The sequence below is a fragment of the Pseudomonas sp. CAN1 genome (assembly GCF_030462585.1).
Taxonomy (GTDB): Bacteria; Pseudomonadota; Gammaproteobacteria; order Pseudomonadales; family Pseudomonadaceae; genus Pseudomonas.
This window is the reverse complement of sequence record NZ_JASMRU010000038.1, coordinates 20,987-42,352: the sequence shown is the minus strand read 5'-3', so window position 1 is coordinate 42,352 and position 21,366 is coordinate 20,987. Positions and strand designations below refer to the sequence as shown.

General features: G+C 67.0%; 20 protein-coding genes. 10 read left to right on the top strand and 10 right to left on the bottom strand.

Translation table 11 applies throughout. The annotated features are described in order from the left end of the window. The coding region (locus QO207_RS27905; protein ID WP_301535501.1) for a DUF3182 family protein at positions 1–767 on the bottom strand (767 nt) is incomplete at its 3' end. Between the two features lie 127 nt (positions 768–894). On the opposite strand from QO207_RS27905, the gene QO207_RS27900 reads away from it, so the two are divergent. From QO207_RS27900 to QO207_RS27880, 5 genes are read left to right on the top strand one after another with little or no spacing between them, the layout of a single operon-like run. Beyond that, on the top strand, positions 895–1,083 hold the full coding sequence (locus QO207_RS27900) for a DUF2934 domain-containing protein (protein WP_301535500.1): 189 nt from the start codon (positions 895–897) through the stop codon (positions 1,081–1,083). Positions 1,084–1,092: 9 nt separating this feature from the next. Further along, positions 1,093–2,010: a DUF72 domain-containing protein gene (locus QO207_RS27895; RefSeq protein ID WP_301535499.1), complete on the top strand. Its 918-nt coding sequence runs from the start codon at positions 1,093–1,095 to the stop codon at positions 2,008–2,010. Further along, positions 2,007–2,789, top strand: a complete 783-nt coding sequence (locus QO207_RS27890) for an endonuclease/exonuclease/phosphatase family protein (RefSeq protein WP_301535498.1) — start codon at positions 2,007–2,009, stop codon at positions 2,787–2,789. The genes QO207_RS27895 and QO207_RS27890 overlap by 4 nt, the downstream gene beginning before the upstream one ends. Beyond that, positions 2,786–4,030: a cardiolipin synthase ClsB gene (clsB, locus tag QO207_RS27885; protein WP_301535497.1), complete on the top strand. Its 1,245-nt coding sequence runs from the start codon at positions 2,786–2,788 to the stop codon at positions 4,028–4,030. Before QO207_RS27890 ends, clsB begins: the two co-directional genes overlap by 4 nt. Then, a complete protein-coding gene (locus QO207_RS27880; protein ID WP_301535496.1) occupies positions 4,027–4,983 on the top strand; it encodes a lysylphosphatidylglycerol synthase domain-containing protein in 957 nt (318 codons plus the stop codon). Before clsB ends, QO207_RS27880 begins: the two co-directional genes overlap by 4 nt. 9 nt (positions 4,984–4,992) lie before the next feature. On the opposite strand, the gene QO207_RS27875 is transcribed toward QO207_RS27880, so the two are convergent. Genes QO207_RS27875 through QO207_RS27865 form a run of 3 tightly spaced genes read right to left on the bottom strand, consistent with a single transcriptional unit; the run spans position 4,993 to position 7,077 of the window. Next, complete coding sequence (locus QO207_RS27875) at positions 4,993–5,949, bottom strand: Ku protein (protein ID WP_301535495.1); 957 nt, start codon at positions 5,947–5,949, stop codon at positions 4,993–4,995. Continuing rightward, a complete protein-coding gene (locus QO207_RS27870) occupies positions 5,937–6,203 on the bottom strand; it encodes a hypothetical protein (RefSeq protein WP_301535494.1) in 267 nt (88 codons plus the stop codon). The genes QO207_RS27875 and QO207_RS27870 overlap by 13 nt, the downstream gene beginning before the upstream one ends. A 16-nt stretch (positions 6,204–6,219) precedes the next feature. Beyond that, complete coding sequence (locus QO207_RS27865) at positions 6,220–7,077, bottom strand: SDR family oxidoreductase (RefSeq protein ID WP_301535493.1); 858 nt, start codon at positions 7,075–7,077, stop codon at positions 6,220–6,222. 196 nt (positions 7,078–7,273) lie between these two features. On the opposite strand from QO207_RS27865, the gene QO207_RS27860 reads away from it, so the two are divergent. Then, on the top strand, positions 7,274–7,783 hold the full coding sequence (locus QO207_RS27860) for a DUF4142 domain-containing protein (protein WP_301535492.1): 510 nt from the start codon (positions 7,274–7,276) through the stop codon (positions 7,781–7,783). On the opposite strand, the gene ligD is transcribed toward QO207_RS27860, so the two are convergent. Continuing rightward, positions 7,780–10,317, bottom strand: a complete 2,538-nt coding sequence (gene ligD / locus QO207_RS27855; protein ID WP_301535491.1) for a DNA ligase D — start codon at positions 10,315–10,317, stop codon at positions 7,780–7,782. The genes QO207_RS27860 and ligD overlap by 4 nt on opposite strands. Positions 10,318–10,757: 440 nt before the next feature. On the opposite strand from ligD, the gene QO207_RS27850 reads away from it, so the two are divergent. Then, positions 10,758–11,192 (top strand): PRC-barrel domain-containing protein, encoded by a 435-nt coding sequence (locus tag QO207_RS27850; protein WP_301535490.1) that lies wholly within the window; start codon positions 10,758–10,760, stop codon positions 11,190–11,192. 451 nt (positions 11,193–11,643) lie between these two features. On the opposite strand, the gene QO207_RS27845 is transcribed toward QO207_RS27850, so the two are convergent. Then, positions 11,644–13,845 (bottom strand): OsmC domain/YcaO domain-containing protein, encoded by a 2,202-nt coding sequence (locus QO207_RS27845; RefSeq protein ID WP_301535489.1) that lies wholly within the window; start codon positions 13,843–13,845, stop codon positions 11,644–11,646. Between the two features lie 193 nt (positions 13,846–14,038). Between QO207_RS27845 and QO207_RS27840 the strand changes: the two genes are divergently transcribed. From QO207_RS27840 to QO207_RS27830, 3 genes are all read left to right on the top strand, one after another. Then, the gene (locus tag QO207_RS27840; protein ID WP_301535488.1) at positions 14,039–15,226 is read left to right on the top strand and encodes an NAD(P)/FAD-dependent oxidoreductase; all 1,188 of its coding nucleotides are present in this window, start codon (positions 14,039–14,041) and stop codon (positions 15,224–15,226) included. Between the two features lie 107 nt (positions 15,227–15,333). Continuing rightward, entirely contained in the window at positions 15,334–16,449 is a 1,116-nt protein-coding gene (locus QO207_RS27835) for a mechanosensitive ion channel family protein (RefSeq protein ID WP_301535487.1), read from the top strand. A gap of 152 nt (positions 16,450–16,601) precedes the next feature. Then, complete coding sequence (locus QO207_RS27830; RefSeq protein WP_301535486.1) at positions 16,602–16,853, top strand: hypothetical protein; 252 nt, start codon at positions 16,602–16,604, stop codon at positions 16,851–16,853. Position 16,854: 1 nt separating this feature from the next. Here QO207_RS27830 and QO207_RS27825 read toward each other — a convergent pair whose 3' ends face one another. The 4 genes from QO207_RS27825 to QO207_RS27810 all read right to left on the bottom strand — a co-directional run bounded on the left by QO207_RS27825 (position 16,855) and on the right by QO207_RS27810 (position 21,351). Then, on the bottom strand, positions 16,855–17,085 hold the full coding sequence (locus QO207_RS27825) for a hypothetical protein (RefSeq protein ID WP_301535485.1): 231 nt from the start codon (positions 17,083–17,085) through the stop codon (positions 16,855–16,857). Positions 17,086–17,486: 401 nt separating this feature from the next. Next, positions 17,487–18,152, bottom strand: a complete 666-nt coding sequence (locus QO207_RS27820) for a TetR/AcrR family transcriptional regulator (protein ID WP_301535484.1) — start codon at positions 18,150–18,152, stop codon at positions 17,487–17,489. Between the two features lie 76 nt (positions 18,153–18,228). Next, complete coding sequence (locus tag QO207_RS27815; protein ID WP_301535483.1) at positions 18,229–19,710, bottom strand: aldehyde dehydrogenase; 1,482 nt, start codon at positions 19,708–19,710, stop codon at positions 18,229–18,231. A 27-nt stretch (positions 19,711–19,737) separates the two neighbouring features. Next, complete coding sequence (locus QO207_RS27810) at positions 19,738–21,351, bottom strand: ABC transporter ATP-binding protein (RefSeq protein ID WP_301535482.1); 1,614 nt, start codon at positions 21,349–21,351, stop codon at positions 19,738–19,740. Between the last annotated feature and the right edge of the window lie 15 nt (positions 21,352–21,366).

The following is a 21,366-nucleotide window of genomic DNA, read 5'->3' as shown; positions in this document are numbered from 1 at the left end:
ATCGCCTGCTGCACCGAGGCGACCAGGTCCAGGGCCAGCAGGCAGTCGAAATCACCGCGCACCACCAGCAGATCACTGCCGCCATAGACCAGCTCGCCGCGCGGGTTGCGGTTGCGCTGCTGCACGCCGTGGTAGCTGAGCAGCACGCCATTGATCATCACCTGGCCGACGCTGTGGGTCTGCGGGTCGTCCAGGTCATCCTCGATCACCAGGCCGTGCAGGTAATCCTGCTCTTCGTAGCGGGCCAACGCCTGGGCCAACTGGTCGGCATCGGCGACCACCTGCTGGCCCTGCCCGCCCCGGCTCGCCGCCGGCTTCAGGCGCTGCGGGCCCCTGTGCAGCCGGGCACTGGCGCCGCGCAGGGCGTCGTGGTGACAGAACACGCTGTGACCATCGAGCACCAGCGGCCTGACCCGTGTCGCAAAGGCTTCGCTCCAGCCGCGCGGGGTCAGGGTCGGGCGCTCGATCAGCGGATGGACGATAGCCTTGCCGGCCTGGAAGGCGCGCTCCACGTAGCCGCCGAAGAGGTCCAGCGGTCCCTGCACGCCCAGCTCGGCCGCCTGTTCGCGGCCAGCCACCGTCGCGTCGGGTATCCAGTAGAAGTGCTGGCCGGGGCGGCGTTCGGCCGGGGGCTGGGCAGCGAACGGCAAGCCCTGGATTTCCGCCAGCCAGGCGGCCAACGCCTGGTGCGTGCTGCGGTCGGCCGGCTGCGCTTGTGGGTCCAGTGTGCAGGCCACGACCAGGCGTGAAGGCTCGGCGTCGTGCATGGGGGCGTCCCTCGGTCAGGCTGTATGAACACTCGACTGATCTGGCAGTCATCGGTTCTACACAGATGACAAACAGTCATCGGGCAGTCAGTCATCGGGCAGTCGTTGAAGAAGCCGGGAGCAACCCATGGAACAAGATCGCCAAGCGCAGATACGCCAGAAGGCCCATGACCTCTGGGTCGCCGAGGGCAAGCCGAGCGGCCAGGCCGCCCGCCACTGGAAGCAGGCCGAGGAAAGTCTCGACCAGCCCTTGCCGGTCGAGCGCGCCCAGGACCTCGACTACAAGGGCAAGAACAACCCGCGCCGCGAAGCGTAGCGGCAGGCCATGAAGGCATTGCACATCGGTATTTCCGGCTGGCGCTACGTCCCCTGGCGCGGCGATTTCTACCCCGCGGGGCTGCGCCAGAAGGACGAGCTGCGCTACGCCTCGCGGGCCTTCAACAGCATCGAACTGAACGGCTCGTTCTACGCCCTGCAGAAGCCCGAGCGTTACCGCCAATGGGCGCAGGACACGCCGGACGGCTTCCTCTTCAGCCTCAAGGCGCCGCGCTACATCACCCATATCAAGCGGCTGCGCGACGCCAGCGAAGGCACTGCCAACTTCTTCGCCTCCGGCCCGCTGGAGCTGGGCGACAAGCTCGGCCCGCTGCTCTGGCAATTGCCGCCGAGCCTGAAGTACGACGCGCAGGTGGTCGAAGACTTCCTCGCCCTGCTGCCGGCGACCACCACGGCCGCGCTGAAACTGGCCAGGGACGCCGCCACCCGCCGCCCGGAGCATTGGCCCCGGTCATTGCCGGACCGCCCGCTGCGCCACGCCATGGAAGTTCGCCACGCAAGCTTCGCCTGCCCGGAGTTCGCCCAGCAGCTGCGCCGCCATGGCGTGGCCCTGGTGTTCGCCGACGCGCCGCGCAAATGGCCCTATGGCGAGGACCTGACGGCCACAGATTTCATCTACCTGCGCCTGCACGGCGACAAGCAGCTGTACGCCAGCGGCTACGGCGAGGCGGCGCTCCAGCGCTGGGCCGAGCGCATCGCTCGCTGGCGGCGCGGGTTGCAGCCGGGGGATGCCGAACTGTTCGAGCCATCGACCCGTGGCGATCGCCGCCAGCGCGAGGTGTTCTGCTACTTCGACAACGACGTGAAGGTCCGCGCGCCCTATGACGCCAGCCGGCTCATGGCCTTGCTGGACCTGCGCCTGGCCAACCGCCAGGAACCCGGCCAGCCGGCGGGAGGCTGGGCATGAGCCGCGCCGAAGCCGAGCCCGTCGGGCTGGTGCAGGCCCAGGCCGGGACGCTGCTGCGAGTGCTGACGGTGAATACCCACAAGGGCTTCAACGCCTTCAACCGGCGCTTCATCCTCCCTGAGCTGCGCGAGGCGGTGCGCGCCACCGCGGCGGACCTGGTGTTCCTCCAGGAAGTGCATGGCGAGCACCAGCTGCACGCCGAACGCCAGCCGGGCTGGCCCAAGGGGCCGCAGTACGAGTTCCTCGCCGACAGCATGTGGCCGGCCTTCGCCTACGGGCGCAACGCGGTGTACCCCGAAGGCCACCATGGCAACGCCCTGCTCTCGCGCCTGCCGATCATCCAGTGGGACAACCGGGATATCTCCGTGGCCGGCACCGAGGAACGCGGGCTGCTCCATGCACAGATCGAACTGCCCGATGGCCGCGAACTGCACGCCGTCTGTGTGCACCTGGGCCTGCACGAAGCGCAGCGGCAGAGCCAGTTGCAGCTGCTTTGCAAGCTGGTCGGCGAACTGCCGGCCGCCGCGCCGGTGGTGGTCGCCGGCGACTTCAACGACTGGCGCTGCAAGGCCGGCGGCATTCTCGCCGGCTGCGGCCTGCAGGCGGCCTTCGCGGCCAGTGGCGGCACACCGCGCAGTTTTCCGGCGCGCTGGCCGCTGCTGCGCCTGGACCGCATCTACGTGCGTCATCTGAAGGTGACGCTGAGCGAAGTGCTCAACCGCAAACCCTGGCCGCACCTGTCCGACCACCTGCCGCTGCTCGCCGAGGTATCGCTATGAACGAATGCTGGCGCGACGGCAATCGCGTCGAACTGCTGATCAATGGCGAGGAGTTCTTCCCGGCGGTGTTCCAGGCCATTGCCGGCGCCCGCCGCGAGGTGCTGCTGGAAACCTTCATCATCCGCGATGACAAGGTCGGCCGCGGGTTGCGCCAGGTACTGATCGAGGCGGCCCAGCGCGGCGTGCGGGTGGAACTGGTCGCCGATGGCTACGGCACGCCGGACCTGGATGCCGGTTACCTGGGCAGCCTGCTGGATGCCGGCGTGCGCCTGCACCTGTTCGACCCGCAGCCGCTGCTGCTGGGCATGCGTACCAACCTGTTCCGCCGCCTGCACCGCAAGCTGGTGGTGGTCGACGGGGAAATTGCCTTCGTCGGCGGCATCAACTTCTGCGCCGATCACCTGGCCGATTTCGGTGCCATGGCCAAGCAGGATTATGCGGTGCAGGTGCAAGGGCCCAGCGTGGACGACATCCGCCACGCCAGCCTGCAGTTGCTCCGCCAGGCTGCATTCAGGGACAGCGGCGATATTTTCAGGGCGAACGCCGATCTGCCGGCCGCCGATGCCGCGAATACGGGCGGGGTTGGTCGGAGCGGCGGCCCGTGCCGCAGTTGCCTGGTAATCCGCGACAACCTCGATCGCCGTACCGAGATCGAGCAGCACTACCTGCGGGCGATCCAGCAGGCGCAGGAGCGGCTGCAGATCGCCAATGCGTATTTCTTCCCTGGCTATCGACTGCTGCGGGCCCTGCGCGATGCCGCCAGGCGCGGCGTGCAGGTACGTCTGATTCTCCAGGGCCTGCCGGACATGCCGCTGGTGCGCCTGTGCAGCAAGCTGCTGTACGACACGCTGCTGCGTGACGGCGTGGAAATCTACGAGTACCGCGAGCGTCCGCTGCACGGCAAGGTCGCCGTGGTGGATCGGCGCTGGGCCACGGTGGGTTCGAGCAATCTCGACCCGTTGAGCCTGTCGCTGAACCTGGAGGGCAACCTGATGATCGAGGATGCGGCCTTCGCCCAGGGCCTGGATGCCCACCTGGAGGAGCTGGCCAACAGCAGTTGCCGGCGCGTTACCCGCCAGGCGGCGCGGCGCGGGTACTGGTGGCGGGCACCGCTGGTATTCGCCTGCTTCCACTTTCTGCGGCATTTCCCGGCAATCGCCGGGCAGCTGCCGGCGCACCGGCAGAGCCTGCATCGCGCCCGTGTCGACGACGGGACCGCGCAGTCGCAGGTGCAGCCATGAACCGCAAACGCGGATGGAAACTGGCCAGCCGGGCCTTCAACATCGTCCTGCTGATCGCCCTGCCGGTGCTGCTGTTCCTGCTGCTGCGCGCCACCGACTGGGGCGAGGTGCTGCGCCTGCTGCGCGAGTACAAGCTGAGCACCCTGGGCCTGGGGTTGCTGATCGCCCTGGGCAGCTACGCGATCTTCAGCAGCTTCGATGTGCTCAGCCGCTACTACATCGGCCACCCGCTGCCGGTGCGGCGGGTGCTCAGCGTGGCGTTCGTGTGCAATGCGTTCAACCTCAACCTGAGCTCCTGGGTGGGCGCCATCGCCATGCGCTACCGGCTTTACGGGCGCCTGGGGCTGAGCACTGGCGACATCACGCGCATCCTCACCTTCAGCCTGATCACCAACTGGTACGGCTACCTGTTGCTGGCGGCGATCCTGTTCCTCTGCGGTTTCCCCAACCTGCCGGACAGCTGGTCCCTCGGCCAGAATGGCCTGCGCGCCATCGGTGGGTTGCTCCTGCTGCTGGGCGCCGGCTACCTGCTGGCCTGCCGTTTCGCCCGGCGCCGCGCCTGGGGCTGGAAGCGCTATCGGCTGAAGCTGCCGTCCTGGCGCCTGGCGGCGCTGCAAGGGCTGGTCGGCGCCAGCAACTGGTCGATGATGGCCCTGCTGATCTACAGCCTGCTGCCGGACTCGGCGAGCTACCCGGCGGTGCTGGCGACCCTGTTGATCAGCAGCATCGCCGGCGTGGTGCTGCACGTCCCCGCGGGGCTCGGGGTGATCGAGACGGTGTTCATCACCGTGCTGCGCGAGCAATTCTCCCGCGGTGAGCTGGTCGCCGCGCTGATCGGCTACCGGGTGCTGTATTTCCTGATTCCGCTGCTGCTGGCCTGTCTGGTCTACCTGTGGCTGGAGCGCCACACGAAGAAATTGCGGCGCCGCGCGCAGCGCCAGGAAGCGGCCTGAGCCACGGGGTCAGCCGGCTTTTTTCGCAGTCGGTTTTGCAGCAGGTTTCGCGGCTGGCTTGCTTTTGCTGGCAGCCTTCGCGCTTTTCTGCGCAGCAGCGCCTTTGCCTTTGCCGGCAGCCGCCGCAGCAGGCTTGCTGGCCGTCGAGCTCTTGCCGCTGCGCGCGGCCGGCGCCTTGCCCTTGCCGCCCCCCTTGAGGCTGCGCTTGAGCAGCTCGGTGAGGTCGATGATCTCGGCGCCTTCGCTGGCCTGCTCCTGGGCCTGCGGGACGTTCTCCAGCTGGCCCTTGGCGGCCTTCTGTTCAACCAGGCGGTGGATCTCCTCGCTGAAGCTGTCCTGGTAATCCGCCGGGCTCCATTCGCCGCTCATGCCTTTTACCAGCTGTTCGGCCATGTCCGTCTCGCGCTTGTCGAGCTTCACCTTGCCCAGCGCCAGGCCCAGTTCGTCAACCTCGCGCAGGTCCGCCGGCCAGCGCAGGGTCATCAGCAGGATGGCGTCGCCCTCCTCGCGCAGCATCGCCAGGTGCTGGCGGCTGTGCATCACCAGTTGGCAGATGGCGGCCTTGGTGGTCTTCTTCAGGGTATCGCGCAGCAGCACGTAGACTTTCTCGCCGCGTTTCTCGGGAGTGAGGTAATAGGGCGAGTCGTAGAACGGCAGCGGAATCTCGTCGATGTCGATGAAGCTGAGGATGTCGATGGTCTGGGTGGCCTCCGGGCGCGCGGCGCGGATTTCCTCCTCGCTGATCACCACATAGCGGCCCTTCTCCAGCTCCACGCCCTTGACGATGTGCTCCCTGGGCACCTCCTTGCCGGTGATCTTGTTCACCCGCTTGTAGCCCACCGGCTCCAGGCTGCGCTCGTCGAGCCAGTCGAAGTCGGTGCCGCTGGAGCGCGAGGCGCTGTTGAGCGCCACCGGTATGTGCACCAGGCCGAAGCTGATGGCGCCTTTCCAGATCACACGGGCCATGGGCAGTCCTCCTGCAGGGCGACGCCGTCGTCAAAATGCACGCGCCCATCGCTGTCGATGTCGCGCACCCGCGAGAGCATGCGCTGCGCGCCCTCTTCCGCTTCGGCCATGCTCCGGCTGCCGGGGGTGTAGACCCAGAGCACTGCCACCGCGGCGCCTTCGCGCAACACCTGGTATTCGATCAGGCCGGTGTAGCGCCCTGCCTCGTGCATGGCGTCGGTCCAGGCGCAGGCCTGGGAGAACTCGCGGAACATGCCCATCTCCCCGGCCTCAGCCGTTGACCACCGTGCCGCCGTTGACGTGCAGGACCTGGCCGATGACATAGGAAGAGTCGGAGCTGGCCAGGTAGACGTAGGCGGGGGCGAGTTCCTCCGGCTGGCCGGGGCGCTCCATCGGGGTGCTGGCGCCGAAATGGGTGACTTCCTCGGCGTTGAAGGTGGACGGGATCAGCGGCGTCCAGATCGGCCCGGGGGCCACGGCGTTGACGCGGATGCCGCGCTTGACCAGGTTCATCGCCAGCGAGCGGGTGAACGAGGTGATCGCGCCCTTGGTGGAGGAATAGTCGATCAGCTTGGGGTTGCCCTTGTAGGCGGTGATCGAGGTGGTGTTGACGATGGCGCCGCCCTCGCCCATCAGCGGCAACAGCGCCTTGGTCAGCTGGAACATGCCGAAGATGTTGGTGCGGAAGGTGCGTTCCCACTGCTCCTCGCTGATGTCTTCCAGGCAGTCCTGGGGGTGCTGTTCGCCGGCGTTGTTGATCAGGATATCCAGCTTGCCCCAGCGTTCCTGCACCTGGCGCGCCACCTCGCCGCAGAAGCCGGCGTCAGCCACGTCACCGGCCATTTCCAGGCACTGCTGGCCGAGGGATTCGATGATCTGGCGGGTCTTGAGCGCATCCTCGGTTTCGTCCAGATAGAGCAGCACCACGTCGGCGCGCTCGCGGGCGAAGGTGACCGCCACGGCGCGGCCGATGCCGCTGTCGCCGCCGGTGATGACCGCCACCTTGCCGGCGAGCTTCTCGGCGGCGCGGTAGTGGCCGGAGATGAACTCCGGGTGCGGATGCATCTGTTCTTCCTGGCCGGGTTGCTGGTCCTGATGCTGTGGCGGCAGGGTGTCGGTCTCGCTCATGCCGTTCTCCTTCGGTAATTGCCGGGCTTGCAGCAAATGCGGGATGGAGCTGTCTGCGGTAGGCCGGCGCCGACGCGGGGAGTTCAGGCTATTTCGCCAGCGGTCGGGACCGGCGACCGGCTTTTCTGAACCACGTCCTCGCCTCCGCGTCGATGGCGGTAGCACCAAGCCGAATAACCGGAAGCAGGAGACCTTCATGAAGACGCCAGCCAACCTCTGGTTCACCCGCAGCCTGGCGCTCGCCCTGTTGCTGCTGGGCGGCACCGGCTACGCCAACGACAACAGCGACTCGACCTTCATTTCCGCCGCCCTGCGCAATAGCCAGCAGCAGCTCGCGCGGGCGCAGCAGGCCATTCATTACGGCAAGACCCTGGCGGTGCGCGACCAGGCGCAGGGCGTGCTGGATGAACACAGCACGCTGCTGCGCGAATTGCAGGCACTGGCACAGAAGAAGGGCTTGCCGGCCCAGAGCGATGCGCCGCTCAAGCCCCAGGCCAGCCAGGATCAGTTGCGAACCAGCGAGCGCTTCGACCACGACTACGCGGCGGAACAGCTCAAGGCCAGCAAGGCCGCGCTGGAATCTTTCGAACGCATGAGCAAGGACGGTTCCGACCCGGACCTGCAGGGCTTCGCCCGCCAGTGGCTGCCGATGCTCTACCACCAGCGCGAGATCGCCGACCAGTTGCTGGCCTCCCAGGCTTCCTAGCCTTTGAGCTGGCTACGCATCTTGCGGGTGAGGCGCTGCCGGGTCTTCGCCCAACCGGTCCAGGGGTCGGCCGCCGCCAGTCGTTCGTCGATATTGGCCAGGGTCCAGGCATTGGCACCCTTGAGTGTCGCCAGCTCCTCGCGGCTCACCGGGACCGACACCGGCAAGCCCTCCCGTGCGCGCACCGACCAGACGCAAACGGTACTGGCGCCCCGGCTGTTGCGCATGTAGTCGATGAAGATCCGGCCCACGCGGTTCTTCGGCCCAGCCACCGCGCTGAAGCGGTCCGGCATCACCTGCGCCATGTGCCGGCTGATGGCGTGGGCGAAGTCCTTGACCTCGTCCCAGCCGTGGTAGCGCTGCAACGGCACGAGGATATGCATGCCCTTGCCGCCGCTGGTCTTGAGGAAGGCTTGCAGGCCCAGTTCGTCCAGCAGCGTGAGGGCCAGCTGGGTCGCCTCGATCATCCGCGACCAGGGCAGCGCCGGATCGGGGTCTAGATCGAGGACGAAGCGGTCGGGCTTTTCCAGGTCGTCGATGGCGGCGTTCCAGGTGTGCAGTTCCAGCACGCCCATCTGCGCGGCGCCGACCAGGCCCTTGGCGCTGGCGATCCGCAGCAGCGACGCGTGGCCGGGGTCGAGCTTGCCATCCAGCTGCTGCGCACCGGGAATCGCTGTGCGCGAGGCGTGGCGCTGGAAGAACTGCTCGCCGGCAACGCCGTCCGGGGCGCGCACCAGGGACACCGGCCGATCCGCCAGCCAGGGCAGCAGGCGTTCGGCAGCCTTCGCGTAATAGCGCGCCACATCGATCTTGCGCAGCTGGCTGGCAGCGTCGATCACCCGCTCGGGATGGGTGATGGTGACGCCTTCGAGGCTGTTCCCGGCCCGTCTGGCGGGTGGCGCTGACTTGCTACCAGCGGCCTTGCGCGGTTTCTCCTCGATGATCGCTGTGGCCGGCTTGTCGCTGCGCAGGCCATGGAACACCGCCTGGCGCACCAGCCCTTCGCGGGTCATCTCGGCGAAGGCGACTTCGCCGAGCAGGTCCGGGCGCAGCCAGGTCACGCCCCGTGCGTCCGCACCTTTGGGTGGTTCCCGCAGCGGGCTGGTCTTGCGTTGCAGTGGCTGCAGCTGCTGATGCAGCGCCTTCAGGCTGGCAGCGCTGAAACCGGTGCCGACCTTGCCGGCATAGCGCAGCGCGCCTTCCTCATCGTGCAGGCCGAGCAGCAAGGCGCCGAAGTGCTCGCGCGAGCCCTTCGGCGCGCTGAAGCCGACGATGACGAACTCCTGGCGGCGCTTGCACTTGAGCTTGATCCAGTCGCGGGAGCGCTTCTCGCTGTAGAGGCTGCCGGCACGCTTGCCGATCAGCCCTTCGAGGCCCAGGCGGCAAGCGCTGTCGAGAATGCTGCGGGGGTCGTCGGTGAAGTCCTCGGAATAGCGCAGGCTGTCGCTGCCGTTGCCGCGCAGTACCTGCTGCAGGGCCTGGCGGCGCTGCTCCAGCGGCTTGCTGCGGTAGTCGGTGCCGTCCAGCCAGAGCAGGTCGAACAGGGTGTAGTGGATGTCTTCGCAATGCTCGGCTTCGAAGGCATTCTGCAGGCGCTGGAAGTCCGGCCGGCCCTCCTCGTCCATCACCAGGATTTCGCCATCGAGCCAGGCTGAACGCACCTCCAGCCCGGCCAGCGCCTCGCACAGCTGCGGCAGTTTCTTCGACCAGTCGTGGCCATTGCGGGTCAGCAGGCGCACCTTGCCACCCTCCAGCCGGGCGAGGATGCGATAGCCGTCGAGCTTGATCTCGTAGCGCCAGTCGCCGGCCGGCGGGGCATCCACCAGGGTGGCCAGCTGCGGCGACAGGGCGGCGGGCATCTTCGCTGTGGCCGCCTTCTTCTGCTCAGCTTTCTTCTGGGGAACCGTCTTCTGTGCCTTGGCGGCTTTGGCGCGGCGCGGTGGCGCCTTGTCCATGGTCGCCGCTTCGCTGGGCAGGGCCTGCCCGGTGACCACGCTGAGTGGGGCTTCGGCGAGGATGTCGAAACGCGGGAAGTCCCGCGCCTGGTCATCGCGCCCCTTGATCAGGAACCACTGCGGCTGGCGCCCCGGCATGCGCGTGCGCACCAGGTTCCAGCTGCCGACGAGCTTGCTGCCATGCAGGCGGAACTTCAGGTGGCCGCTGGTCAGCCCTTCGCGGGGATCGCCAATGGGCGTCCAGTGGCCTTCGTCCCAGACGATGACGTCGCCGGCGCCGTAGTGGCCCTCGGGGATATGCCCCTCGAAGCGCGCGTAGTCCAGCGGATGGTCTTCCACCTGGATCGCCAGGCGCTTCACGCTGGGGTCCAGGCACGGCCCCTTGGGCACCGCCCAGCTTTTCAGCACGCCGTCGATCTCCRGGCGGAAGTCGTAGTGCAGGTGGCTAGCGTCGTGCTTCTGCACCACGAAGGCGTGCTCCTCGGCGGAGCCGGCGACGCCCTCGCCGCTGGGCTCGGGGGTGCCGCTGAAATCCCGCTTGCGCGCGTATTCCTTCAGGGTGCTGGTTGCATGTGCCATGGCTCGCTGCTCCTCGTCGCCGCAAGGTTCACCGCGAGCGTGTACGGCCCGGACGCCGAGACCTCGCGATCATCTGGGTTGAGTCGGGCGTACCGGCCGAGTTCAGACTTTCCGGCGCAGGGAGGGCCGCCTGCCTCGGCGTTGGCTTATGCCTCACCGCTGGTCGCAAATAGCGAACGGCTACTTCCGCTTGCCACTCCCCTGTCATGAGCGTCGCAGAATGCTTCCGGGCCTCGCGGCCCTGTCCATTGCCCAGCCGCTCGCAGTCCCTGCCCTCGCCCCATACGAGCCTTGCCCAAGGCTCGCGGGTAGCTGCGCGGAAAGCTTTACCCAGAAAAGTCGTCTGACCAGGCCCGGTGCTCTGCGCCGGCGCCACCCGAGCAGCCTGAAGCCAGCTTTGCGTTGCTCAACTGCCTGAGGCCTCTGGCCAGGAGCGCACGATGAACTTCGAAGAACGCGACAAGTACGGCATGTACAAGGGACGCACCGATTTCACCGCCGAAGGCGACCGCGGGCCGGGCCCCCGGCTGATGGGCGCGGATACCCTGATCGGCAATGACGTCTACAACACCCAGGACCAGGACCTGGGCGACATCAAGGAAATCATGCTCGACACCGCCAGCGGCAAGGTGGCGTATGCCGTGCTGTCGTTCGGCGGCTTCCTCGGCATGGGCGAGAAGCTGTTCGCCGTGCCCTGGGCCGCACTGCGGCTGGACACGGTGAACAAGCGCTTCGTCCTCGACGCCGACAAGGACCGCCTGAAGAACGCCCCCGGCTTTGACAAGGACCACTGGCCGGACATGAGCGACCCCACCTGGGGCAAGGACATCCACGCCTACTACGGCGCCACCTGGGACGACAAGCCGCGGCTGTAACCCTCCCCTCGCCTGGCCGGGTTACCGGCCGGGCATCTCCCTGTATTCCCGGCAGCAGGACCGTAGGACGCATAACGCGCCAGCGTTATCCGCCGCCGGGGCATCGGCGCTGGGACTCGCGTAGGAGCGGATTTATCCGCGATTGGCGGCGCCCAGCCGGAGGACGCACCGGCGGAAAACGATCGCGGACGGAGTCCGCTCCTACGGGGAACGCCGGAGCAGCTCTTGTAGGAGCGGAGCTTCTCCGCGATCCCCGGCTCAGCCGGGGCAGACCGTAGGGCGAATAACGCGCCAGCGTTATCCGCCACCGGGGCCATCGGCGGATAACCCGTTCCGGGTTATCCGCCCTACGTGGGAGGTGTGACGGCGGGCGGGTTCGCGAGCAAGGACTGGGCGTCCCCCTCGCTCCTACAGTTCGCCAGCGCCGGCGAGAAGGTTCAGTGAGGCGCTGTCAGTTCGAGCCTACTGCGCGGGCCCGCGCCTGGTGCAGCTTCTTGTAGCTCTCGATCAGTCGCAGGTGGCGGTCGAGGCCTTCCAGCTTGGTGCTGGTGGGCGTCAGGCCGTAGAAGCGCACGCTGCCGTCCAGCGAGCCGAGCACGGCGTCCATGCGCGGGTTGCCGAACATGCGGCGGAAGTTGGCCTCGAAGTCGGCCATCTCCAGTTCCTCGTCCAGGTGTACTTCCAGCGCCGCGTTGAGCGCCTGGTAGAACAGCCCGCGCTCGACGGTGTTGTCGTTGTACTGCAGGTACATCTCCACCAGTTCCTTGGCCGTCTCGAAGCGCTTCACCGCAAGGTTGATCAGCAGCTTAAGCTCGAGGATGGTCAGCTGGCCCCAGACGGTGTTGTCGTCGAACTCGATGCCGATCAGTGTGGTGATGTCGGTGTACTCGTCCACCTCGCAGGCTTCCAGGCGCTTGAGCAGCGACTTGAGGCGGACGATGTTGAGGCTGTGCAGGTTGAGGATGTCGGCGCGGAACGCCAGGGCCTTGTTGGTGTTGTCCCAGATGAGGTCTTCCACCGGGTAGATTTCCGAATAACCCGGCACCAGGATGCGGCAGGCAGTGGCGCCCAGGTGCTCGTAGACGGCCATGTAGACCTGTTTGCCCTGCTCTTCGAGGATGCCGAACAGGGTCTGCGCTTCCTGCTGGTTCGAATCCTCGCCGTGGCCGGAGAAGTCCCACTCGACGAACTCGTAATCGGCCTTGGCGCTGAAGAAGCGCCACGACACCACGCCGCTGGAGTCGATGAAGTGCTCGACGAAGTTGTTCGGCTCGGTCAGCGCCTGGCTTTCGAAGGTCGGCTTGGGCAGGTCGTTGAGGCCCTCGAAGCTGCGGCCCTGGAGCAGTTCGGTGAGGCTGCGTTCCAGCGCCACTTCGAAGCTCGGGTGGGCGCCGAAGGAGGCGAACACGCCGCCGGTGCGCGGGTTCATCAGGGTCACGCATATCACCGGGAACTCGCCGCCCAGCGACGCATCCTTGACCAGCACCGGGAAGCCCTGCTCCTCCAGGCCCTGGATGCCGGCGACGATGCCGGGGTACTTGGCCAGCACCTCCTGCGGCACGTCCGGCAGGGCCAGTTCGCCTTCGAGGATTTCGCGCTTCACCGCACGCTCGAAGATTTCCGACAGGCACTGCACCTGGGCTTCGGCCAGGGTGTTGCCGGCGCTCATGCCGTTGGACAGGTAGAGGTTCTCGATCAGGTTGGACGGGAAGTACACCGTCTCGCCATCGGACTGGCGCACGAACGGCAGCGAGCAGATGCCGCGCTCGGTGTTGCCCGAGTTGGTGTCGTAGAGGTGCGAGCCGCGCAGCTCACCGTCCGGGTTGAAGATCTCCAGGCAGTGCTCGTCGAGGATTTCCTCCGGCAGTTCGTCCTTCGCGCCCGGCTTGAACCAGCGCTCGTCGGGGTAATGCACGAACGGCGCGTTGGCGATCTCCTCGCCCCAGTACTGGTCGTTGTAGAAGAAGTTGCAGTTCAGCCGCTCGATGAACTCGCCCAGCGCCGAGGCCAGCGCGCTTTCCTTTGTGGAACCCTTGCCGTTGGTGAAGCACATCGGCGACTGCGCGTCGCGGATGTGCAGCGACCAGACGTTGGGCACGATGTTGCGCCAGGAGGCGATCTCGATCTTCATGCCCAGGCCTGCGAGGATTTCCGACATGTTGGCGATGGTCTGCTCCAGCGGCAGGTCCTTGCCCTGGATATAGGTGCTGGCACCTTCGGCGGTGCTCGGCATCAGCAGCGCCTGGGCGTCGGCGTCGAGGTTCTCGACCTGTTCGATGACGAAGTCCGGGCCGGTCTGCACCACCTTCTTCACGGTGCAACGGTCGATGGAACGCAGGATGCCCTGGCGGTCCTTCTCGGAAATGTCCGCCGGCAGCTCGACCTGGATCTTGAAGATCTGCTTGTAGCGATTTTCCGGGTCGACGATGTTGTTCTGCGACAGGCGGATGTTATCGGTGGGGATGTCGCGGGTCTGGCAGTACAGCTTGACGAAGTAGGCCGCGCACAGGGCCGAGGAAGCCAGGAAATAGTCGAACGGCCCCGGCGCCGAACCGTCGCCCTTGTAGCGGATCGGCTGGTCGGCGATCACCGTGAAGTCGTCGAACTTGGCCTCCAGGCGAAGGTTGTCGAGAAAGTTGACCTTGATTTCCATGCGCACGCACCACGAAAGGAGAAATAACAACAGGGCCGGCATTATCCGGACAAATGCCGCCGGGGGATACCTTGGGCGCCGGCACGGCGCTGCCGGTCGACGCACGGCCGCGCCGCGCCCCCAACTGGGCCGGCGCTTGCGGTAAGATGCGCGGCTTTGCGCCGGCCAGGCGCCCGTCCACGAGGAATCCAGCGTGCTCACATCCCAGGTCATCATCATCGGCGCCGGCGCCGCGGGACTGATGTGCGCGATGAGCGCCGCCGAGCGCGGCCGCCAGGTGCTGCTGCTGGACCACGCCAACAAGGCCGGCAAGAAGATCCTCATGTCCGGCGGCGGGCGCTGCAACTTCACCAACATGTACTGCGAGCCGGCCAACTTCCTCTCGCACAACCCGCACTTCTGCAAGTCGGCCCTGGCGCGCTTCACCCAGTGGGACTTCATCGGCCTGGTGGCCAAGCACGGCGTCCCGTACCACGAGAAGAAGCTCGGCCAGCTGTTCTGCGATAACAAGTCCAGCGACATCCTCGGCCTGCTGCTGGACGAGTGCGACCAGGCCGGCGTCGACCTGCGCCTGGACACCTCGGTGAGCGAGATCGCTCGCCTCGACGACGGCGGCTACCAGCTGCAGACCAGCCTCGGCCCGGCGCGCTGCGAATCCCTGGTGATCGCCACCGGCGGCCTGTCGATCCCGACCCTGGGCGCCACCGGCTTCGGCTACCAGATCGCCCGCCAGTTCGGCCACAGCGTGCTGCCGACCCGCGCCGGCCTGGTGCCCTTCACCATTACCGACCCGCAGCTGAAGACGCTGTGCACGGAGCTGTCCGGCACTTCGGTGGAGGATTGCCGGGTCAGCTGCAACGGCCAGAGCTTCGTCGAGAACATCCTGTTCACCCACCGCGGCCTCAGCGGCCCGGCGATCCTGCAGATTTCCTCCTACTGGCAGGCCGGCGATGCCATCAGCATCGACCTGCTGCCGCACATCGACCTGCCGACCTGGCTGGCCGACCAGCAGCGCGAGCGCCCCAACAGCGAGCTGAAGACCCTGCTGGCGGAACTCTTCACCAAGAAGATGGCCGGCCTGCTGGCCGAACAGTGGTTCGTCTCCAGGCCGATGAAGCAGTACACCCCGGCCGAGCTGAAGGCGATTGCCGAGCGCCTGGGCGACTGGCAGCTGGTGCCGGCCGGCACCGAGGGCTACCGCACGGCGGAAGTCACCCTGGGCGGTGTCGATACCCGCGAGGTGTCATCCAAAACCCTGGAGTCGCTGAAGTCCCCCGGCCTGTATTTCGTCGGCGAAGTGCTCGACGTCACCGGCCACCTGGGCGGCTTCAACTTCCAGTGGGCCTGGGCCTCGGGCTACGCCGCCGCGCAGTATGTCTGACGTCGCCCCTGAGTTCCCGCGCAGAGCACCGCTCAGAGCCTTGAGCTGAACTTCTGCGCGTCGCGCGCCCCCAACCCTACTCCTGTCACCGTTGATGAGGAGGGATCATGGGGTCGTTCAATGCCTGGCTGGACCTGACCCAGTTCAGCCGCCTGCTGCTGGTGGTGCTCGCCGCCGCCATCGGTTTCGCCATCCTGCGCTTCCTGGTCGGTTCCGCGCGCAAGCGCCTGGAGGGCCGCACCAGCCACTGGGCGCGCTACGCCTGGGCCATCGCCGAGCGCACCAGCAACCTGCTGATTTTCGTCTTCGCGCTGATGCTGGCGATGAAACTGACCACCCTCCCCGACAACTGGAGCTCGGCCCTGTCCCACGCCTGGTTCGTCGTGCTCGCGCTGCAGGTGGCCTGGTGGATGGACGCCTGCGTGCGGCTATGGACACGCGACCTGTCGCTCGCGCGGTTCGGCGGCATGCAGAACCCGGTGATGGCTTCGCTGATCTCCGTCGTCGTGCTGCTGGTGGTGTGGGCGGTGATGCTGCTGTCGATCCTGGCCAACCTGGGCGTGGACATCACCGCGCTGATCGCCAGCCTCGGCGTCGGCGGCATCGCCGTGGCGCTGGCGGTGCAGACCATCCTCAGCGATATCTTCGCCTCGCTGTCGATCGGCTTCGACAAGCCGTTCGAGATCGGCGACTTCGTGGTCTTCGGCGACGTTGCCGGCACCATCGAGCACATCGGCCTGAAGACCACCCGCATCCGCAGCCTGAGCGGCGAGCAGATCGTCTGCTCCAACGCCGAGCTGCTCAAGCAGACGCTGCACAACTACAAGCGCATGAACACCCGGCGCATCGTCTTCCAGTTCGGCGTCAGCTACCGCACGCCGGCGGACAAGGCCGAAGCGGTGGCCGGGCTGGTCAAGGAGATCATCGATGAACTGAGCGAGGCGAAGTTCGACCGTGCGCACTTCTTCTCCTTCGCCGAGAGCCGCCTGCTCTACGAGGTGGTCTACATCATGCAAACCGCCGACTACAACCGCTACATGGACGTGCAGCAGCGCATCAACCTGCGGCTGCTGGCCGGCATGCAGGAGCTGGGCGTGGACTTCGCCTTCCCGGTGCGTGAGCTGCGCAACGTGGAAGTGCTGGCCGATTCCTCGCGCAAGCCAATAGAACGAAACCATGCCCATTCGGCGCCTCGCAGCGAACCGGGGCGGACCAGTCACTGAGCAGGTGCTTCACTGTTCGGGGCGGGATTCGATGGCTGGGGTGATCGCTGCGGCAACCAGGGGTTCGCAGCAGATCGCCAGGAATTGATATCCAACTGCCATCATTCTGTGCTTAAGTCGGTGCTTCGAGCGGCTGGCAGGGAGGCGGCGTGGTGGCGATCTACAGCAAGGGCAACTACGAGGTTTACACCCCGGGCGGGGTCGGCAAGCGCATCGGCATGCTGCAGAACGGCCGGGTGGAACTGCTGGACCGCCCGGAACGCTTCCGCGTCTACGCCAACCACCTGTTCATCGAACTCGACGGCCAGGACCTGGGCCAATGCGTCGGCGAGATCGACGCCAATGGCAGCGCCCAGTGGCTGGATGGCCGCGCCCTGTTCCGCCTGGTGCCGAGCGGCTCCTGACTCAGCCGGCGCTCGGCGTCAGGGCACGCTCCAGGTCGGCCACGCAGCGCAGTGCGGCGGCATGGCTGCTGCGCCGCGCGCGTTCCAGCCCGCTGGCACATTCGATGATCTGGTAAAGCTCCGGTGCCAGTGCCTGAACCTGGAACAGCGGCTGTCGCCGCCGCGTTTCGAAGGCCTCGCGGGCCAGGGCGGTGCGGCGCAACAGGTTCGGTAACGACTGGCGGTCGGGCATGGCAATCCTCTGCCTGGGAGTCCCTGGAGGCCCGATTATCCTGTCGGGCCGTTCTTCGATAACGCCCCGATAGTAGCCAACTGATATCAATCTGCGTTTGTCGCTGCTCCCGCGCAGGAGCTGGGGAATATCGCCTAGGACTGTAGGACGCATAACGCGCCAGCGTTATCCGCCATGGGGTAATCGGCGGATAACCCGTTCCGGGTTATGCGCCCTACGGTCCTGCGCCGGGGTTTCGCGGAGAAGCTCCGCTCCTACAAGAGCTGCCGGGGTTCCCCGTAGGAGCGGACCTTGTCCGCGAAATCCTGTCGGCGCTGCCTTAGGCAATCGGCGGATAACCCGTTCCGGGTTATGCGCCCTACGGGAAGGCGTGGTGTCGGGAGGGTTCGGCCCTGCCGGATTCAGCGCGCGCCGTCCGGCATGTAGAACGCGACGAGGTCGAGGCAGGCGCCGATGCCGTTCTCGATGGCCTTCATGTTCCGCCGGCGCTGCCAGTCCAGCCACAGGCCGTCGAGCATGGCCATGATGGCGTCGGCGGACCTCTCCACGCGCTCGGCGGCGGTGTCGCGCTCCGTGGCGATGCGCCGGAGGATTTCCACCAGCCGTTCGCGGTAGATGGCGTAGAGCTTGCGCTCGGTGTCGGCGATGTCTTCCTGGAACAGCGAGGCGGACCACAGGTCAATACGCACCGACAGATAGCTGCGGTCGAGGAAGGTGGCGGTGAAGCCGCTGCGCAGGAACACTTCCAGCTGTGCCATGGAGGTACGCGGCTCGGCGACCAGTCCGGCGCGGGTGGCTTCGTAGAGCTGATGCGAGGCGTACTTGTAGGCCTCCACCAGCAGCTCGTTCATGTCCTTGAAGTGGTAGCTGATGTGCCCCAGCGCCATCTCGGCGCGCGCCGCCACCTTGCGCGCGGAAAGCTTGGCGTAGCCCTCCTCGCTCAGGCAGAGGAAAGCCGCCTTGATGATTTCCTCGCGGCGCGTTTCAGGGTCGTAGACCTTTTTCGTTTTCTGCTGAGCCACTTTCTGTTGCGCCGCTTTCTGTAGAGCCGCTTTCTGTAGGGCCATGGGTGCCGGTTCCGAGGTTGGCAGTTCGGGGCGGATTATTCCGCCCCGCGTCCGTGATGGTCAAAAGTTAGTTCATTCAGAGCTTGATCCAGGTGGCCTTCAGCTCGGTGTACTTGTCGAAGGCATGCAGCGAGCGGTCGCGGCCATTGCCGGATTGCTTGAAACCGCCAAAGGGTGCAGTCATGTCGCCGCCGGAATACTGGTTGACCCACACCGAGCCGGCCCGTAGCGCACGCGAAACCTGATGCGCTTGCGACAGGTTCGACGTCCACAAGGCCGCCGCCAGGCCGTAGGGCGTGTCGTTGGCGATGGCCACCGCTTCCTCTGCATCCGCAAAGGCAATCACCGAGAGCACCGCGCCGAAGATTTCCTCGCGGGCGATGCGCATGTCGTTGCGCACGCCATCGAAGACCACCGGCGCCAGGTAGCAACCTTCGCCCTTCCCCGTGCCGGCTACCAACCGCGCGCCCTCCTCCAGGCCGCTGGCGATATAGCCCTGTACCGACTGCAAATGCTGCGCGTCGACCAGCGCGCCGTAGCGGCTGGCCGGGTCGAGGGCGTCGCTGGGCGTCCAGACGGCGAGCGCTTCGCGCAGGTAGCCGAGGAACTCCTCGCGCACCGACTCCTGCACCAGCAGCCGCGAACCGGCGGTGCACACCTGGCCCTGGTTGTAGGCGATGGCGGAAGCGGCGCTGGTGGCCGCTGCGCGCAGGTCCGGGGCGTCGGCGAAGACGATGTTCGGACTCTTGCCGCCGGCCTCGGTCCACACGCGTTTCAGGTTGGACTGCCCGGAGGCGATCATCAGTCGCTTGGCCACGCCGGTCGAACCGGTGAAGGCAATGGCGTCCACGTCCATATGCCGGGACAGCGCGTCGCCGGCCTCGGCGCCGAAACCGGGCACCACGTTCAGCACGCCCTCGGGAATCCCCGCCTCGCAGGCCAGCGCGGCGATGCGAATGGCCGTCAGCGGCGAGCGCTCGGACGGCTTGAGCACCACCGAGTTGCCGCAGGCCAGGGCCGGGCCGAGCTTCCAGCTGGCCATCAGCAGCGGGAAGTTCCACGGCACTATCACCCCGACCACGCCCACCGCTTCGCGGGTGACCAGGCCCAGCTGGTCCTCGGCGGTGGCGGCGATCTCGCCGTAGACCTTGTCGATGGCCTCGGCGGACCAGCGGATGGCATTCGCCGCGCCCGGCACGTCGGTGGCCAGGGCATGGGCGATGGGCTTGCCCATGTCGAGGGTTTCCAGCAACGCCAGCTCCTCGGCATGGTTTTCCAGCAGCTCGGCGAAGCGGATCAGGATGCGCTTGCGCTGCACCGGCGCCATGCGCGACCAGTGCCCGGCCTCGAATACCCGGCGCGCGGCGGCTACCTCGCGGTCGATGTCAGCTGCGCCGCCACGGGCAATGGCCGCCAGCTTGCGGCCGTCCAGCGGGCTGTTCTTGTCGAAGCTGCGCTGATCCTGCGCAGCGCTGTAGGTCCCGTCGATAAAGCAGCGGCCTTCGATGGCGAGCGCGGCGGCGCGCTCGCGCCAGTCCTTCAGTGTTGTTGCGGTCATTGGTTGGTTCCTTGAGCGGAAATGGGTTCAGGCCACGCCCCGTTGCGACAGGCCGTCGAGCCAGTCCGGGTCCATCTGCGGCATGCTGTCGAGCAGGCGGGTGACGTAGCTGTCGCAGGGCGGCGTGAACACCCGCTGCTTTTCGCCGAAGTCGACGACCTTGCCGGCCTTGAGTACCAGCACGTCGTCGGCGATGGACTTCACCACCGACAGGTCGTGGGTGATGAACAGGTAGGTCACGCCCAGGCTCTGCTTGAGGTCGTCGATCAGCCGCAGGATTCCCTCGGCGACCAACTGGTCGAGGGCACTGGTGATTTCGTCGCAGACGATCACCGCCGGGTCCGCCGCCAGCGCACGGGCGATGCCGACGCGCTGCTTCTGCCCGCCGGACAGTTCGCCCGGCCGCCGCGTCATGAAGCGGCCCGGCTCCAGCCCGACGGCAGATAGCAGCTCACGGGTACGCTCGTCGCGCCGCGCGGCGCTCAGGCCGCCGTAGAACTGCAGCGGGCGGCCGACGATGTCGCCGATGCGGTGGCGCGGGTTCAGCGCGGTGTCGGCCATCTGGTAGATCATCTGGATCGCCCGCAGCTCGTCGCGGCTGCGCTTGGCGTAGTGCCCGGCCAGCGGCCCGCCACGGAACAGGATGCTGCCCTCGCGGCTGGGCAAGGCCCCGGTGATGCAGCGGCCGAGGGTCGACTTGCCCGAGCCGGACTCGCCGACGATAGCCAGCGTGCGCCCGGGGAAGACCTTCAGCGACACATCGTCGAGCACTTGCTTGTTGCCGTAGCCGGCGCGAATGCCGCGCAGCTCCAGCAGCGGTTGCTGGTCGGCGGGCACCGGCGGGCGCGCCTCGCAGGCCAGGTTCCGCACCGCCCACAGCGAGCGGGTGTAGTCCGCCTGGGGCTGGGCGATCAGCCGGCGCTTGTCGCCGCGCTCGACCAGATGGCCATCCTTGAGCACCATCACCTCGTCGGCCATCTGCGCCACCACCGCGAGGTCGTGGGAGATGTAGATGGCCGCCACCTGGAACTCGCGCACCAGCTCGCGGATGGTCAGCAGCACGTCGATCTGGGTGGTGACGTCCAGTGCCGTGGTCGGTTCGTCGAAGATGATCAGGTCCGGCCGGCAGGACATCGCCATGGCGGTCATGATCCGCTGCAGCTGGCCACCGGAGACCTGGTGCGGGTAGCGCTCGCCGATGGTTTCCGGTTCCGGCAGGGAAATCTTGCGGTACAGCTCCACCGCATCCCGGCGCGCCTGCTCCCGAGCGGCCAAGCCGTGTTCCAGGGCGCTCTCGCAGTGCTGGTCGATCAAGCGGTGCGCCGGGTTGAAGCTCGCCGCCGCCGACTGCGCGACGTAAGCGATGCGCGCGCCGAGCAGCTCGCGGTGCTGCGACTCGGGTACCTGGCGCAGGTCGATGCCGTCGAAGAGGATTTCGCCGCCGCTGATGCGGCAGCCGTCGCGGGTGTAGCCCATGGCGGCGAGGCCGATGGTGGATTTGCCGGCGCCGGACTCGCCGACCAGGCCGAGTATCTTGCCGCGCTGCAGCTGCAGGTCGATGCCGTGGACGATCTCGTTCCAGCCATCCGCGCCGCCGGCCTCGATGCGCAGGCCGGTGATCTTCAGCAAGGGTTCGCTCATGTTGCGGGTCCTCAA